The sequence below is a fragment of the Mesorhizobium sp. M7A.F.Ca.US.006.01.1.1 genome (assembly GCF_003997935.1).
Lineage (GTDB): Bacteria > Pseudomonadota > Alphaproteobacteria > Rhizobiales > Rhizobiaceae > Mesorhizobium.
In genome coordinates, this window is record NZ_RZQL01000003.1 from 1 (window position 1) to 15,143 (window position 15,143).

At 64.0% G+C, this 15,143-nt stretch carries 14 protein-coding genes; 7 read left to right on the forward strand and 7 right to left on the reverse strand.

Annotated elements, in window-relative coordinates:
- The 3 genes from EN943_RS00990 to EN943_RS01000 all read left to right on the forward strand — a co-directional run.
- Nucleotides 1-1,958: aldehyde dehydrogenase family protein (locus EN943_RS00990; RefSeq protein ID WP_127411151.1), on the forward strand; the 1,958-nt coding region annotated here is incomplete at its 5' end.
- Nucleotides 1,959-2,147: 189 nt separating this feature from the next.
- Complete coding sequence (locus EN943_RS00995) at nucleotides 2,148-2,879, forward strand: SDR family oxidoreductase (RefSeq protein WP_127411152.1); 732 nt, start codon at nucleotides 2,148-2,150, stop codon at nucleotides 2,877-2,879.
- Nucleotides 2,880-3,098: 219 nt separating this feature from the next.
- Nucleotides 3,099-3,944: a fumarylacetoacetate hydrolase family protein gene (locus tag EN943_RS01000; protein ID WP_024502142.1), complete on the forward strand. Its 846-nt coding sequence runs from the start codon at nucleotides 3,099-3,101 to the stop codon at nucleotides 3,942-3,944.
- Between the two features lie 267 nt (nucleotides 3,945-4,211).
- Here EN943_RS01000 and EN943_RS01010 read toward each other — a convergent pair whose 3' ends face one another.
- From EN943_RS01010 to EN943_RS01040, 7 genes are all read right to left on the reverse strand, one after another.
- Nucleotides 4,212-5,210, reverse strand: coding sequence for an ABC transporter ATP-binding protein (locus EN943_RS01010; RefSeq protein ID WP_127411153.1), 999 nt, complete (start codon nucleotides 5,208-5,210; stop codon nucleotides 4,212-4,214).
- A gap of 15 nt (nucleotides 5,211-5,225) precedes the next feature.
- Entirely contained in the window at nucleotides 5,226-6,281 is a 1,056-nt protein-coding gene (locus tag EN943_RS01015) for a Gfo/Idh/MocA family oxidoreductase (protein WP_127411154.1), read from the reverse strand.
- A gap of 1 nt (nucleotide 6,282) precedes the next feature.
- The gene (locus tag EN943_RS01020) at nucleotides 6,283-6,750 is read right to left on the reverse strand and encodes a DUF4304 domain-containing protein (protein ID WP_127411155.1); all 468 of its coding nucleotides are present in this window, start codon (nucleotides 6,748-6,750) and stop codon (nucleotides 6,283-6,285) included.
- Nucleotides 6,747-7,586 (reverse strand): carbohydrate ABC transporter permease, encoded by an 840-nt coding sequence (locus EN943_RS01025; RefSeq protein ID WP_127265686.1) that lies wholly within the window; start codon nucleotides 7,584-7,586, stop codon nucleotides 6,747-6,749. Before EN943_RS01025 ends, EN943_RS01020 begins: the two co-directional genes overlap by 4 nt.
- Nucleotides 7,587-7,596: 10 nt before the next feature.
- The gene (locus tag EN943_RS01030; protein WP_127411156.1) at nucleotides 7,597-8,526 is read right to left on the reverse strand and encodes a sugar ABC transporter permease; all 930 of its coding nucleotides are present in this window, start codon (nucleotides 8,524-8,526) and stop codon (nucleotides 7,597-7,599) included.
- Nucleotides 8,527-8,781: 255 nt separating this feature from the next.
- Nucleotides 8,782-10,041, reverse strand: coding sequence for an ABC transporter substrate-binding protein (locus EN943_RS01035; protein WP_024502146.1), 1,260 nt, complete (start codon nucleotides 10,039-10,041; stop codon nucleotides 8,782-8,784).
- 2 nt (nucleotides 10,042-10,043) lie between these two features.
- On the reverse strand, nucleotides 10,044-11,003 hold the full coding sequence (locus EN943_RS01040) for an N-acetylmuramic acid 6-phosphate etherase (RefSeq protein WP_127411157.1): 960 nt from the start codon (nucleotides 11,001-11,003) through the stop codon (nucleotides 10,044-10,046).
- Nucleotides 11,004-11,201: 198 nt separating this feature from the next.
- On the opposite strand from EN943_RS01040, the gene EN943_RS01045 reads away from it, so the two are divergent.
- From EN943_RS01045 to nagA, 4 genes are read left to right on the forward strand one after another with little or no spacing between them, the layout of a single operon-like run.
- A complete protein-coding gene (locus tag EN943_RS01045) occupies nucleotides 11,202-12,083 on the forward strand; it encodes an N-acetylglucosamine kinase (RefSeq protein ID WP_127411158.1) in 882 nt (293 codons plus the stop codon).
- Nucleotides 12,080-12,862, forward strand: coding sequence for a GntR family transcriptional regulator (locus EN943_RS01050; RefSeq protein WP_027040192.1), 783 nt, complete (start codon nucleotides 12,080-12,082; stop codon nucleotides 12,860-12,862). Before EN943_RS01045 ends, EN943_RS01050 begins: the two co-directional genes overlap by 4 nt.
- A gap of 17 nt (nucleotides 12,863-12,879) precedes the next feature.
- Complete coding sequence (locus EN943_RS01055) at nucleotides 12,880-13,914, forward strand: SIS domain-containing protein (RefSeq protein WP_164778035.1); 1,035 nt, start codon at nucleotides 12,880-12,882, stop codon at nucleotides 13,912-13,914.
- The gene (gene nagA, locus EN943_RS01060; RefSeq protein ID WP_127411160.1) at nucleotides 13,911-15,089 is read left to right on the forward strand and encodes an N-acetylglucosamine-6-phosphate deacetylase; all 1,179 of its coding nucleotides are present in this window, start codon (nucleotides 13,911-13,913) and stop codon (nucleotides 15,087-15,089) included. Before EN943_RS01055 ends, nagA begins: the two co-directional genes overlap by 4 nt.
- Nucleotides 15,090-15,143: the final 54 nt, after the last annotated feature.

Consider the following 15,143-nt stretch of genomic DNA (forward strand, 5'->3'; position numbering starts at 1 on the left):
TCATCCACCATGCCGGCTGGGCGCAGGCGCTGGACAGGGATTTCCCCGGCCACAAGGGCGTCGGCGTCGTCGGCCAGATCATCCCCTGGAATTTTCCGCTGCTGATGCTGGCCTGGAAGATCGCGCCGGCGCTCGCCGCCGGCTGCACCGTGGTGCTGAAGCCGGCCGAGTTCACGCCGCTGACCGCTATCCTGTTCGCCGAGATTTGCGAACGCGTCGGCGTGCCGAAAGGCGTCGTCAACATCGTGCAGGGCGGCCCTGAGGCCGGCGTGGCCATCGTCAACCATCCCGGCATCCAGAAGATCGCCTTCACCGGTTCTTCCGAGGTCGGCAAGATCATCCGCAAGGCAACCGCCGGCTCGGGCAAGAAACTGTCGCTCGAGCTCGGCGGCAAATCGGCCTTCATCGTCTTCGAGGATGCCGATCTCGACAGCGCGGTCGAAGGCTTGGTCGACGGCATCTGGTTCAACCAGGGCCAGGTCTGCTGCGCCGGTTCGCGGCTCTTGGTGCAGGAAGGCATAGCCGACGCCCTGATCGCCAAGGTCAAGACGCGGATGAGCCGGCTGCGCGTCGGCAGCCCGCTCGACAAGAACACCGATATCGGCCCGCTGGTCGACTTGACACAGCTTGACCGCGTCAAGGGCCTGGTTGCCGAAGGCGCCAGACAGGGCGCCGTCTGCTGGCAGCCGGATGCGGCGCTGCCGTCTTCCGGCTATTACCATCTGCCGACGCTCGCCACAGGTGTTTCGCCGGCTAATATTCTCGCACAGGAAGAGGTGTTCGGTCCGGTGCTGGCCACCATGACCTTCCGCAACACTGAGGAAGCGATCGAACTCGCCAACAACACGCGCTATGGCCTCGCCGCCTCGGTGTGGAGCGAGAACGTCAACCTTGCCCTGCACGTCGCACCGCAATTGAAGGCCGGCGTGGTCTGGGTCAACGGCACCAACATGTTCGACGCTTCCTGTGGTTTTGGTGGCTACCGCGAGAGCGGATTCGGCCGCGAAGGCGGGCGCGAAGGCATGTTCGAATATCTCACGGCAAAATTGCCGCTCGGCCCGGTCATCAAGCCGGCGACGATCTCCGCACAGCCAGTCGAGCAGGCTGACGGCGACACGATTGATCGCACGGCAAAACTGTTCATCGGCGGCAAGCAGGTACGGCCGGACGGCAATTATTCACTCGCCATCGCCACCGCCAAGGGCAAGCTTGCCGGCGAAGTTGGGCTCGGCAGCCGCAAGGATATCCGCGATGCCGTCTCCGCCGCCAGCGCCTGCAAGGGCTGGCCCGAGGCAACCGCCTATAACAGGTCCCAAGTGCTCTACTATCTGGCCGAAAATCTCTCGGGCCGCGCGACCGAGTTTGCTGCCCGCCTCACCGAGCTTACGGGTGCGACCGCCAAGGCCGCGCGGGAAGAAGTGGAACAATCCATCGAACGGCTGTTCCTCTATGCCGGTCTGGCCGACAAGTTCGACGGCCGCGTGCACCAGCCGCCGGCACGTGCCGTGACCCTGGCGCTTCACGAGCCGGTCGGCGTCGTCGGCATCGTAGCACCTGATGCCTCGCCGCTGCTTAGCCTGATCTCGCTGGTCGCACCGGCTCTGGCCATGGGCAACACCGTGGTCGCGGTGCCTTCGGAGCGCTATCCGCTGCTGGCGACCGATCTCTACCAGGTCATCGAATATTCCGACATTCCCTCAGGCGCCATCAACATCGTCACCGGTCGCAGCGCCGAACTCGCCGGCGTGCTGGCCAAGCATGACGATGTCGACGGGCTGTGGGTGTTCGCCGACGCAGAGACCTGCGCCAAGGCGGAGGCAGAGTCCATCGGCAACCTCAAGCGCGTATGGAGCGGCAATGGCCGCAGCCTCGACTGGGCATCCGACGAAGCCGCCGGCGATGCTTTCCTGCGCCGCGCCGTCGAGGTCAAGAATGTCTGGGTGCCTTACGGCGATTGAGCCCAGAGGGCTATTGCGACGGTGATCGCGTTCGGGCTTGACGCCCGGACAGATGTTCTTTAACGAGAAAAAACATCTTTATCTGTGAACCGGCAACGGCGCAGGCCGCATGATCGCGCGCGACTGGCACATGACGCCTTGGCCAGCCGCCAGTAAATGCGGATGACCCAAGCGGACGAGGAGAACAGTATGGCGGATCTGGCAGGCAAGGTCGTTGTCGTCACGGCAGCGGCGCAAGGCATCGGCAAGGCGAGCGCACTGGCCTTCGCAAAAGCTGGCGCCATCGTCTACGCCACCGACATCAACGAGGCCCTGCTGGCGGAACTCGCCAAGACGCCAGGGATCAAGACCCGCAAGCTGGACGTGCTCAACGACGAAGCCGTCAACGCCGCCTTTGCCGAGATCGGTGTCGTCGACGTGCTGTTCAATTGCGCCGGCTTCGTCCATGCGGGCTCGATCCTGGAGATGAAGGACGCCGATCTCGATTTCGCGCTGAACCTCAATGTGCGCGCCATGATCCGCACCAGCCGGGCCGTGCTGCCCGGCATGCTGGAACGCGGCGACGGTTCGATCATCAACATGGCCTCGCTGGCCAGTTCGACCAAGGGCGTGCCCAACCGCTTCGTCTATGGCCTGACCAAGGCCGCGGTCATCGGCCTGACCAAGGCGATCGCCGCCGACTATGTCGGCAAGGGCATACGCTGCAACGCCATCTGCCCCGGCACGGTCGAGAGCCCGTCGCTGCAGGACCGCATGCACGCGCAAGGCGACTACGATGCCGCCCGCGCCGCCTTCATCGCCCGCCAGCCGATGGGCCGGCTCGGCACGCCGGAGGAGATAGCGGATCTCGCCGTCTATCTGGCCGGCGCCACCTATACGTCAGGGCAGGCCTACAATATCGACGGCGGCTGGTCGATCTGACTGCGGAAATCTTGCGCGAGCCGGACGATCTGGCCCGTTGCCGGCGTTCAACAGGGGATCGAACAGTCTGAAAATCCCGCGCGCCGGCTATCTTGTATGGCGATCGCGCTTGTCCGTAGTCAGGTCGGTGGGTACGGTCCGCCGGTTCCTTGAAGGAGCAATCGCCTTGGCGGAAAGTTTGCAAAAGGCCGCGAGGCCGCAATCAGGAGAAGGATTTAGATGAAACTGCTGCGCTATGGCGAGGTGGGAAGCGAACGTCCCGGCCTGCTCGATGCGGATGGAACGATCCGTGATCTCTCCGCTCACGTCACCGATATCGGCGGCAAGGCACTCGATCCGGCATCGTTGGCAGCACTCGCCAAGCTCGATCCGAAGTCGCTGCCGGCGGTTTCCGGCAGCCCGCGCCTCGGCGCCTGCGTTGCCGGCACCGGCAAGTTCATCTGCATCGGCCTCAACTATTCCGACCACGCCGCCGAGACCGGCGCCACCGTGCCGCCGGAGCCGATCATCTTCATGAAGGCAAGCTCGGCCATTGTCGGGCCGGATGACGACGTGCTGATCCCGCGCGGCTCGGAGAAGACCGACTGGGAAGTCGAGCTGGCCGTGGTCATCGGCAAAACCGCCAAATATGTCAGCGAGGCCGATGCGCTCGACTATGTCGCCGGCTATAGCGTTGCCCACGACGTCTCCGAACGCGCCTTCCAGGCCGAGCGGCAGGGCCAGTGGACCAAGGGCAAGAGCTGCGACACGTTCGGCCCGACCGGCCCATGGCTGGTGACCAAGGACGAGGTCGCCGATCCGCAGAACCTCAAAATGTGGCTGACCGTCAACGGCAAGACGATGCAGAATGGCTCGACCAAGACCATGGTCTATGGCGTCAAATATCTGGTGTCCTATCTCAGCCAGTTCATGTCGCTGCACCCCGGCGACATCATCTCCACCGGCACACCGCCCGGCGTCGGCCTCGGCATGAAGCCGCCGGTGTTCCTGAAGGCCGGCGATGTGGTGGAGCTGGGCATCGAGGGCCTGGGCCAGCAGAAGCAGACGTTCAAGGCGGACGTTTAGGCAGGAGCTCTTACCTTCTGCTCTTGTGGGCTCCTGAAGGAGCGAAGACGGCTTGGCGCCCTTCCTCTACCCCGTCGATCGGGGGAGAGGTGTCGAGCGAAGCTCGACGGAGTGGGGGTCGACTGCTCGGCGAGAGACTAGGCGCTCACTGGGTCGTGCTTGCTTTTCGGCGACTGTGCTCGGGGCACCGGCTTCCCCCGCTCCGTCGCCGCTTCGCGGCGCCACCTCTCCCCCCTCCGGAGGGAGAGGAAAGGAGCGTCGGTGTATCTACTTCAACACCTTCCCATCCGCGCCAAACCGATACGTCTTCCCCGGCTCCGGCGTCGCATAAAGCGTCGCCCCTGGCTCTGCATCATAAACACCAAAAATCCGCACGGTAATCAGACCGGCCTTCTCGCAATCGAGATAAAGGTTGGTGTCGGCGCCGAGATGTTCGGCGTGAACGACCGTTCCCTTCCAGGCGCCGGACTTCGGATCGACGGTCAAATGTTCCGGCCGCACGCCGATGGTCTTGGCGGTTTCGCCGAGCCTGGCACCGTCGACGAAATTCATCTTCGGTGAGCCGATGAAGCCGGCGACGAACTCATTTGCCGGCGAATTGTAGAGCTCCATCGGGCCACCAATCTGCTCGATTTTCCCTGCGTTGAGCACCACGATCTTGTCGGCAAGCGTCATCGCCTCGACCTGGTCGTGGGTGACGTAGATCATCGTCGCCTTCAGCCGGCGGTGCAGCTGCGCGATCTCCAGCCGCGTGTTGACGCGCAGTGCGGCATCAAGGTTCGACAATGGCTCGTCGAAGAGAAAAAGCTTGGGCTCGCGCACCACGGCGCGGCCGATCGCGACACGCTGGCGCTGGCCGCCGGACAGTTCGGCTGGCCGCCTTTCGAGATAGGGTTCCAGCGACAGCATCGACGAGGCGATGCCAATGCGGCGCTCGATCTCCGGGGCCGGCGTGCCGGCCTGCTTGAGGCCAAGGCCCATATTGTTCTTCACCGTCAGATGCGGGTAGAGCGCATAAGTCTGGAACACCATGGCGATGCCGCGCTTGGCCGGCGGCGTGGCCGAGACGTCCGCGCCATCGATGACGACGCGGCCCGAGGTCGAGTCCTCCAGTCCGGCAATGACCCTGAGCAAGGTCGACTTGCCGCAACCGGAGGGGCCGACGAAGACAACGAACTCGCCGTCGTTCACTTCGAGGTTGATGCCCTTCAGCACCTCGACCGGCCCAAAGGCCTTCTTCACGTTCTCGATGTTCAGCGAGCCCACGGCTTCGTCCCTGTTCTAGAGTTTGACGGCGGCGCCACTGCGCACGCTCTCGTCAGCTGCAAGGCAGACGGCGAGCGACTTGACCGCGTCGTCCATATGTTTGGTGAGATCGAGATCCTCGCGGATCGCCTTCAGCACGAAGGCCTGTTCGAGGTCGCAGAGGTCCTGATGGCCGGGTTCGCCTGCCATCGACAGCATCTCGTCGGCCTTGAGAAACTTGCCGTCCGCGCCGGTCGCCGCATTGTGCAGCCGGATGGTGGAGGTCTTGGTGTGGGTGTCGATGTCATCCGACTTCACACCTTCCTTCATGACGATCGACACGCAGCCATTGGGCGAGATCACGTCCTTCACGAAGAAGGCGGTTTCCGAAATCATTGGCCCCCAGCCGGCCTCGTACCAGCCGACCGAACCGTCGTCGAACAGCACCTGCAAATGGCCGTAATTGTACATCGAGGGCGCGACCTCGTCGCTCAGCCGCACGCCCATGCCGCGCACTTCCACGGGCTTCGCATCGGTGATCTGCAGCATGACGTCGAGATAGTGCACGCCGCAATCGACGATCGGCGAGGTCGTCTGCATCAACTGCTTGTGCGTCTCCCAGGTGTGGCCCGAGGATTGCTGGTTGAGGTTCATGCGGAAGACATAGGGACCGCCGAGCTTGCGCGCTTCGGCGATCAATCTGATCCAGGACGGGTGATGGCGCAGGATGTAGCCGATCACCAGCTTCCTGCCGTTGGCCTTCGCCGCCGCGACGACGCGCCTGGCGTCGGCCACCGTCGTTGCCAGCGGCTTCTCGACGAAGACGTGGCAACCGGCCTCGAACGCCTTCACCGCATAGTCGGCATGGCTGTCGGAATAGGTGGCGATGCAGGCGACATCGGGCTTTTCCTCGCGCAATGCCTCATCGAAGGAGCGCCTGATGCCGTAACCCGACAGCCCTTCCGGCAACGGCACGTCGGAGCGATTGATCAGCGCCGCGATCTGGAAACCTGGATTGGTATGGTAGGCCAGCGCATGGCTGCGACCCATATTGCCAAGCCCAGCGACGACGACGCGAAGAGGTTGGGCCATTTCAATTCGCCTTTTCTTGACTGCGGGCTGCGAGAGCCACCATCACCTGTGGCTCACATTCATCTGCGACCCGCAGGGCTGCTTCTTCGCTGTCACACCGGGACAAAAGTCGAAAGCCATAGGCATCAACTCCGTCCTTGATCAGTGAAAGCCTCTGATCATCAGGCAAGGGATGCTCAAGGTTGAGCGCCTGCTCGAACGCTTTCGACTGCTCGTCTTCCATCTGGGAATTGACGCGCCAACGAATGTGACAATTGTATTCCTTCGGCCGGCGCTCCGGCCCAAGCCGCACAAACCAGACAGCAGCGTTGATATAGAATTGCGGACCCCAGGAAGACTTCTGAAGGTTCAGCACACAGATCGTCTCCGGCCACTCTCGGTAGAAATTTCTGGCGCGAACGCCCCGGAATCCATAGTGGCTCGCTGTCTCGACGAGGGCCTGTACGATAGCCTCTTCCCCGCCGCTCACTTCACCGCTCCGGAGGTGATACCGCGGATCAACTGCCGCGAGAAGATGACGTAGAGGATCAGCACCGGCATGATCGCCAGCGACAGCGCCGCCAGGATGGCGTTCCAGTTGGTGACGAACTGGCCGAGGAAGAGCTGCGCGCCGAGCGTCACGGTCTTGGTTTCCTCCGACGGCGCCAGGATCAGCGGGAACCACAGATCGTTCCAGATCGGGATCATGGTGAAGACGGCGACGGTCGCCATCGAAGGCCTGACCAGCGGCAGCACCAGCCGGAAGAAGATGGTGTATTCGGACAGGCCGTCGATGCGGCCGGCATTCTTCAGATCGTCCGACACCTGCTTCATGAACTCCGACAGGATGAAGACGGCAAGCGGCAGGCCTTGCGCGGTGTAGACCAGGATCAGCGCCGTCAGCGTGTTGACCAGCCCGCTCGCCACCATCAATTGCAGGATGGCGACGGTGCCCAGCCGGATCGGGATCATGATGCCGAGCGCCAGATAGAGCCCCATCAGCGAATTGCCGCGAAAGCGGTATTCCGACAGGGCGAAGGCCGCCATGGCGCCGAACAAGAGCACGAAGAACAGCGAGGCGACGGTGACGACGAGGCTGTTCTGGAAATAGTGGATGAAGTCGCCCTGGCCGATGACGGTCGTGTAGCCGATCAGGTCGAAGGTTTTCGGCGTCGGCGGCGTCAGCGGCGCGCCGAAGATGCCGGCGCGGGATTTAAACGAATTCATGATGACGAGGATCACCGGAAACAGCGCGATCACCGTGTAGGTCAGCAGGATCGCGTGGGCGCCGATGGTGCGGGGCACGGAACGGGTGGCAGTGCTCATCTCTTGCCCCTCAGAACTGGTAGCGACGCAGGCGCGTCTGCACGAGGAAGAGGTAGACGCAGACGCCGCCGAGGATGATCAGGAACATCATCGTGGCGATCGCCGCGCCCATATTGGGGTCGCCGACCTGCAGCTGGAAGCCGAAGAAGGCGCGGTAGAGGAAAGTGCCGAGAATATCGGTCGAATAGTTCGGCCCGGCGAGCGCGCCTTGCGCGGTGTAGATCAGGTCGAAGGCGTTGAAATTGCCGACGAAGGTGAGGATCGAGATGATGCCGATCGACGGCAGGATCAGCGGCAGCTTGATCTTCCAGAACTGCGCCAGACCGGTGATGCCATCGCATTCGGCGGCCTCGATCACCTCTTCGGGGATCGACAGCAGGGCAGCGTAGATCAGCATCATCGGGATGCCGACGAACTGCCACACCGAAATCAGGCTGAGTGCGGTGAGCGCATATCGCTCCTTGCCGAGCCATGGCGTGAACAGGCTTTTCAGGCCGACGAGATCCATCAGATGCGGCGCCACGCCCCACAGCGGGGACAGGATCAGCTTCCAGGCGAAACCGACGATGACGAAGGACAGGATGGTCGGCACGAAGATCGCCGTGCGGTAGAAGGCCGCGAACCTCAGTCTCGGGCTGGACAGAAGCGCGGCCAGCATGACGCCGATCGGGTTCTGCACGATCATGTGGATGATGAAGAACCAGACATTGTTCCTCAGCGCGTTCCAGAAACCCACCGACCAGTTGGGATCGCCGAACAGCATGCGGAAGTTTTCCAGCCCGACGAAGACCTGGTGCTGCTCGATGTTGCGGAACAGCGAGAGCTGCAGCGTGCCAGCGAGCGGCAGGATCATGATTGCCGTGTAGACGAGCACCGCCGGCGCCAGGAAGACGCCTATATGCCAGCGGAACGGTCTTTTCGGTCTGATATCTGCGGCCATGAGTTCGGTCCCCGCCGTCTCTCGGTTCCAAAGGGTATCGATCTAGATGATGCCTCGATGCCACGGCCCGAACATTCCTGCCCGATGCGGCAAGAACAAAGGCCTGCGACTGATCAGCTAGCCTTCCCCAAAAAGAGAGGGTAAGGCCGGGAGGCGGTGCCGACAATCGCTATCTAAATAGCTAAATAGGCGAACTCTGAATGAGGTAGTCCGGAACCGGCCAGGCACGCCCGGCCGGCTCCGTTGCCTGAGCTCTTACTTGGCCGGATGATACCAGCTGTCGAGACCGGTCTGCAGCTTCTTGGCCGCGGCTTCCGGCGTATCGGTGCCGTTAATGACGTTGGCCGATTCAACCCAGGTCTCATTCTCGAGGTTCGGCGTACCACGCGACAGGATCTGGTAGGTCGAGCGGATGGTCGACTTGCACTTGCCGCGCCAGGAGACGAATTCCTGCGCCAGCGGGTCTTCCATCTTCACCGGCGAGGAGTTCAGGCTGAAGAAGCCCGGCAGTGCGTTGGCGTAGATGGTGGCGAAGTCGGGCGAGGCGACCCAGGACAGGAAGGTCTTGGCTGCATCGGCGTTCTTCGAAGCCGCATTCAGGCCCATGCCGATATCGGTATGGTCTGATATGTAGCAGGTGTCGCCGGCCTTCTCGACCGGCGGCGGGAAGGCGCCCATCTTGAACTGCGCCTGGGTGTTGAACAGGCCGATTTCCCACGAGCCGGCCGGGTAGATGGCGGCGCGGCCGAGCGTGAACAGGTTCTGGCTGTCCGGATAGGTCTGTGCCTCGAAGCCGTCGCCGAGATAGGGCTTCCACTTGGCCAGTTCCTCATACGGCGCGACCCAGTCCTTGTCGGTCAGCTTCTGATCGCCCTTGATCAGCGCCGCGCGGCCGTCCTCGCCCTTCCAGTAGTTGGGGCCGATGTTCTGGTAGCCCATGGTCGCGGCTTCCCAGAGATCCTTGGTGCCCATCGCCATCGGGATGTAGGTGCCGTCGGCCTTGATCTTGTCGAGCGCGGCGAAGAACTCGTCGCGGGTCTCCGGCACCTTGATGCCGAGCTTGTCGAAGGCGTCCTTGTTGTAGATGAAGCCGTGGATGACCGAGGCCATCGGCACGCAGAAGCTCGCCTTGCCGTCGTCGGTCTGCCAGGCGGACTTTGCCACGGGCGAGAAGTTCTCCATGCCGGGCAGCGCCGAGAGGTCGGCAAGGTTGCCCTTCTTGAACAGCTCGAGCGACTTGTCGAACGGGCGGCAGGTGATCAGGTCGCCCGCCGAGCCGGCGGCGAGCTTGGCGCCGAGGGCCGCGTCATATTCGGTCGGAGCCGACGGCGCGAACACCACCTTGATGCCGGGATTCTTGGCTTCGAAAGCCGGGATCAGCTTGTCTTTCCAGATGGCAAGATCGTCGCCGCGCCAGCTTTCGATGTTGAGCGTTACGTCGTCGGCATAGGCAACCCCGGCCGAGCCGAGAATGCTGGTGCCCAAAAGCAGTGCCGTCAGTAGTTTCGTTGTCATGCTCAGTCTCCCTGTTGACCTTTTTCAGGTTCGGTTTTGATGAGAACAGAGGCTTTTGAGCCCTTGCTCCCCTCTATAGCGGAAAGGGCCGGCCGCAACTTCTGGCCGGCCTCTTCCAGTATCTTCTGCGCCGCGTCAGTGCTGTCGGCGCCCGCGGCGAGCAGAATGGCGGTCTTGCCCGCGCCGCCGCTCTTTTCGAGCAGGCGGGCCGCTTCGTCCGTGCCGCGCCCGCTGATGGCGGCGACGATACGCGCCGCGCGGTCGCGCAGCTTGATGTTGTCGGCCATGAGATTGACCATGTAGCCGTCATGGACATGGCCGAGATGGATGGCGGTCAGCGTCGACAGCATGTTGAGCGCGATCTTCTGGGCAGTGCCGGCGCCCATGCGCGTGGAGCCGGCGATTAGTTCCGGCGGCGTTTCGAGCAGGATGGCGGTTTGTGCCTGGCGCAGCAGCGCAGAGTCCCTGTTGTTGGCGATGCCGATTGTGGCAGCGCCGCGGCGCGCCGCCTCCTCGATGGCCCGCACGGCATAGGGCGTCGTGCCGCTGGCGGAAATGGCGATCAGGCAGTCGCCCTTGCCGAGGCCGGCCTCGGCGACCGCCGCCGCGGCCTCCTCGGTATCGTCTTCCGGCCCGCCGGCCAGCGTGCGGAAAGCGTCGTCGCCGCCGGCGATCAGGATGGCGATGCGGTCGCGGTGAATGCCGAAGGTGCCCGGCAGCTCCAGCGCATCGGCCAGCGCCATCAGGCCTGAGCTGCCGGCCGCGGCGTAGGCAAGCTTGCCGCCGCTCTTCAGCCTGCCGGCGATGATCTCGGCCGCCCTGGCGATGGATGGAATGGCATGCCGCACGACCTTGGCGGCTTCGATCTGCGCATCGGCCAAATAGGAAAGGATGGCGTCCGGAGGCTGGATATCCAGCCCCTCGGCATTTTTGTGAAGCGCTTCGGTGCGCGTTTCGGCCATCCCGGTTCCTCCAATACCAGAACAATACCAAAAAAATACCACTTGTCCACACGCATTAACGAATTCGCTGGCCGTGAATCGCGGAGCCGACGAAATACGCAGATTTTTCAATAAAATACGGCTTAATCTTTTTGAAACGGAAATTAACCCTTGGCTATTGGTATTTTATTGGTATTATCCGCCCGGAGGAGAAATCACGTGAATTTCGTGCTCGGAATCGATGGCGGCGGCACCAGCTGCAGGGCCGCCCTGGCAACGGTGGACGGCACGGTGATCGGCCGCGCCAAAAGCGGCGCCGCCAACATCCGCACCGACCTGACCGGCGCCCGCTCGAACATCGTCGAGGCCGCACGGCAGGCGTTTCTTGCCGCCGGGCAGGATCCGGAACTGATCCCGCGAACGCCCGCAATTCTCGGCCTTGCCGGCGCCAATGTCGGCACCTACCGGCAGCAGCTCGAAGCGATCCTGCCGTTCAGCATCAGCCGCGTCGAGACCGACGCCGAGATCGCACTGGAAGGCGCTGTCGGCTCCGGTGACGGCGCCATGGCGATCCTCGGCACCGGCACCGCCTATATGGCGCGCAGACAAGGCAAATCGCGCGCTATCGGCGGCTGGGGCTTCCAGGTTGGCGACCAGGGCAGCGGCGCCCGTATCGGCCGCGACCTGCTCGAACAGACACTGCTTGCCTATGACGGCGTCCGCGCGGGCTCGCCGCTGACGCAGAGCATGCTGGCCGTCTTCCGCAACAACCCGGAGGACGTCGTCGAATTCACCACCAATGCCAAGCCCGGCGATTTCGGCGGCTTCGCACCCAAGGTGTTCGAACACGCCGAGAAGGGCGACAGCGTCGCCAACTGGATTCTCGACAGGGTGGTCGCCGATGTCGAAGCCTCGCTCGGTGCGCTCGATCTCGCCGACGACGCGCCGCTGTGCCTGCTCGGCGGGCTGGCGCCGCTCTACGCGCCGCGCCTGTCTGCCCGCTACCGGGCGCTGCTGAAGCCGCCGCTCGACGACGCGCTGGGCGGCGCGGTGCAGATGGCGGTCCGCCTTTTCGCCGGACACGCGGAGGCAACTCGATGAGCGAGGCCGCCGACCAGATCTTCGCTACGCTGAAACATCAGGCGCAAAGCGGCGCGCCGCTTTATCTGCAGCTGCGCAAGAGCATCGAGGACGCGGTCAATCGCGGCCTGATCGGGCCGGGCGACGCGCTGCCCTCCGAACGCGACATCGCCACCAAGGCCGATATTTCGCGGGTCACCGTGCGCAAGGCGGTGCAGGACCTGGTCAAGGGCGGCATCCTTGTGCAGCGCCACGGCTCCGGTACCTTCGTGGCGCCGCGCATGGAGCGTGTCGAACAGTCGCTGTCGCGGCTGACCTCGTTTACCGAGGACATGGCGCGGCGTGGTATGGCGGTGCGTTCGGCATGGCTCGACCGCGGCCTTTACGCACCTTCGCCGGACGAGATGATGGTGCTCGGCCTGTCGTCGAGCGAACTGGTGGCGCGGGTGGCGCGCCTGCGTATCGCCAACGACACGCCGCTGGCCATCGAACGCGCCTCGCTGTCGGCCAGCGTGTTGCCCGACCCGGCCGATATAGGTTCCTCGCTCTACGCCGCGCTGGAATTGACCGGCAATCGGCCGGTGCGCGCCGTGCAGCGCATCTCCGCCGCCAATCTCGGCGACAGCGACGCGCGCCTGCTCGAAGTGCCGCCAGGTATTGCCGGCCTGCACATCGAACGCATTTCCTATCTGGCGAGCGGCAAGGTGATCGAATTCACCCGCTCCATCTACCGGGGCGACGCCTATGATTTCGTCGCCGAACTGCGGCTGACAGGGCCGAGCGAAGAGGGCCGACCATGAGCACGACAGAGCCGACCATGTCGGCAGAAATGACCCATATGCGGCGCGAGATCGAGGAGGTCCCGCAGGCCGTCGCCCGCCTGCTCGACGGCTCCGGCGCCGTGCTGGCCGAGGCCGGGCGCGGCATCCGCGAGCGCGACCCGCAGTTCGTCGTCACCGTGGCACGCGGCTCGTCCGACCATGCCGCCACCTTCATGAAATATGCCGTCGAGCTGACCGCGGGCCTGGCCGTGGCATCGGTCGGCCCGTCGATCGCCTCCATCTATGGCCGCAAGCTCAGGCTTGCCGGCTCGGCCTGCCTGGCGATCTCGCAGTCGGGCAAGAGCCCCGATATCGTCGCCATGGCCGAAACCGCGCGGGCGGGGGGCGCGCTGACCGTCGCCATCACCAACACCGCCGATTCGCCGCTGGCGCGTGCTTCGGACTATGCGATCGATATCCTGGCCGGCCCCGAGCGCAGCGTGGCGGCGACCAAGACCTTCATCAATTCGGCCGTCGCCGGCCTCGCTCTGATGGCGCATGCCACCGGCGACGATGCGCTGCTGGCGGCGCTTGCCCGCCTGCCGGAGCATTTCGGCAAGGCGATCGCCTGCGACTGGATGAGCGTGCTCTCTGAGACGATCGAGAAGCAGAAGTCGCTGTTCATCCTCGGCCGCGGACCGTCGGCGGCGATGGCCAATGAAGCAGCGCTGAAATTCAAAGAGACCTGTGGCATGCATGCCGAGGCCTACAGCGCCGCCGAAGTCATGCACGGCCCGCTGGCGCTGATCGGCCCCGACTTTCCGGTGCTGGCGCTGGCCGCGCGCGACGCCTCCGAGCCGTCCATTGCCGAGGCCGCCGACAGCCTGGCGGCCAAGGGCGCGCCGGTGTTCGTCACCTCCGCGCTTGCCAAACGAGCCGTGCGCCTGCCGCATGTCGCCACCGGTCACCCGCTGACTGACCCGCTGACGCTGATCGTCTCCTTCTACATGTTCGTCGAGGCCTTTGCCCGCCATCGCGGTCTCGACCCGGACACGCCGCGCAATCTTCGCAAGGTGACGGAGACAGTATGAGCGATCGCTTTGCCCTGACTGGCGCCCGGATTTTCGACGGCGACGACTGGCATGAAGGCCACGCACTTGTCGTGTGCGACAGTCTCGTCGAGGCCATTTTGCCCGCCGGCGCTATCCCCTCGGATATCCGCGTCGTTGACACCGGCGGCGGTACGCTGACGCCGGGCTTTGTGGATGTGCAGGTCAATGGCGGCGGCGGCGTCATGCTCAACGACCATCCCGATGTCGCCTCGATCGAAACCATCTGCCGCGCGCACGCGCCCTTCGGCACGACGGCGCTGCTGCCGACGCTGATCACCGACACGCCTGCAATCACGGCCGCCGCTGTCGCCGCCGGCGAGGCAGCGGCGCGCCAGAAGGTGCCTGGGTTTCTCGGGCTGCATCTCGAAGGCCCGCATCTGTCGATCATCCGCAAGGGCGCGCATGATCCGGCGCTGATCCGGCCGATGACGGATGCCGACCAGGCGATGCTGATCGCCGCGCGGCAAAAACTACCGGTGCTGCTCACCACCATTGCCCCTGAATCCGTCGAGCCGGCGCGCGTCGCGGCACTCGCCAGGGCAGGCATCATCGTCAGCCTTGGCCATTCCGATACCGGCTATGCCACCGCCAGCGCCTTTGCCGCGGCCGGCGCCTCGATGGTCACCCATCTGTTCAATGCGATGAGCCAGATCGGCAATCGCGAGCCCGGACTGGTCGGCGCCGCCATCGACATCGGCACCTTGTCGGCCGGTCTCATCGCCGACGGCATCCATGTCGATCCGGCCACCATCAAGATCGCGCTGCGCGCCAAGCAGGGACCGGCCAGGATCGTGCTGGTCACCGACGCCATGGCGACAATCGGCACCGACATGACGTCGTTCACGCTCAACGGCCGCACCATCTATCGAAGGGATGGCAGCCTGAGGCTCGCCGATGGAACACTGGCGGGCGCCGATCTCGATATGATCTCGGCCGTTCGTTTCATCCACCGCGTCGTGGGAGTCGAGCTTTCCGAGGCCTTGCGCATGGCCTCACTCTATCCGGCGCAAGCAATCGGCCAGTCGCATCGCCTTGGCCGATTCGCCAACGGCACGGCTGCGGATATTGTCGCGCTGTCGGACGATCTCGACACCAAGGGCGTCTGGATCGGCGGCGAAAAGGTTTTCACGGCCGGTTCCGACACTACGCGTTGATTTCAGGTTCAAGTCGGCTGACGTCATGAAACCTTTTGATTTTGAGGTCGTTGT

What these genes read in the sequence shown, in the direction of transcription:
- EN943_RS00995 (WP_127411152.1), top strand. Translation starts at nt 2,148, where the DNA reads ATGGCGGATCTGGCAGGCAAGGTCGTTGTCGTCACGGCAGCGGCGCAA.
- EN943_RS01000 (WP_024502142.1), top strand. Translation starts at nt 3,099, where the DNA reads ATGAAACTGCTGCGCTATGGCGAGGTGGGAAGCGAACGTCCCGGCCTG.
- EN943_RS01015 (WP_127411154.1), bottom strand. Translation starts at nt 6,281, where the DNA reads ATGGCCCAACCTCTTCGCGTCGTCGTCGCTGGGCTTGGCAATATGGGT.
- EN943_RS01025 (WP_127265686.1), bottom strand. Translation starts at nt 7,586, where the DNA reads ATGAGCACTGCCACCCGTTCCGTGCCCCGCACCATCGGCGCCCACGCG.
- EN943_RS01030 (WP_127411156.1), bottom strand. Translation starts at nt 8,526, where the DNA reads ATGGCCGCAGATATCAGACCGAAAAGACCGTTCCGCTGGCATATAGGC.
- EN943_RS01035 (WP_024502146.1), bottom strand. Translation starts at nt 10,041, where the DNA reads ATGACAACGAAACTACTGACGGCACTGCTTTTGGGCACCAGCATTCTC.
- EN943_RS01040 (WP_127411157.1), bottom strand. Translation starts at nt 11,003, where the DNA reads ATGGCCGAAACGCGCACCGAAGCGCTTCACAAAAATGCCGAGGGGCTG.
- EN943_RS01050 (WP_027040192.1), top strand. Translation starts at nt 12,080, where the DNA reads ATGAGCGAGGCCGCCGACCAGATCTTCGCTACGCTGAAACATCAGGCG.
- EN943_RS01055 (WP_164778035.1), top strand. Translation starts at nt 12,880, where the DNA reads ATGTCGGCAGAAATGACCCATATGCGGCGCGAGATCGAGGAGGTCCCG.
- nagA (WP_127411160.1), top strand. Translation starts at nt 13,911, where the DNA reads ATGAGCGATCGCTTTGCCCTGACTGGCGCCCGGATTTTCGACGGCGAC.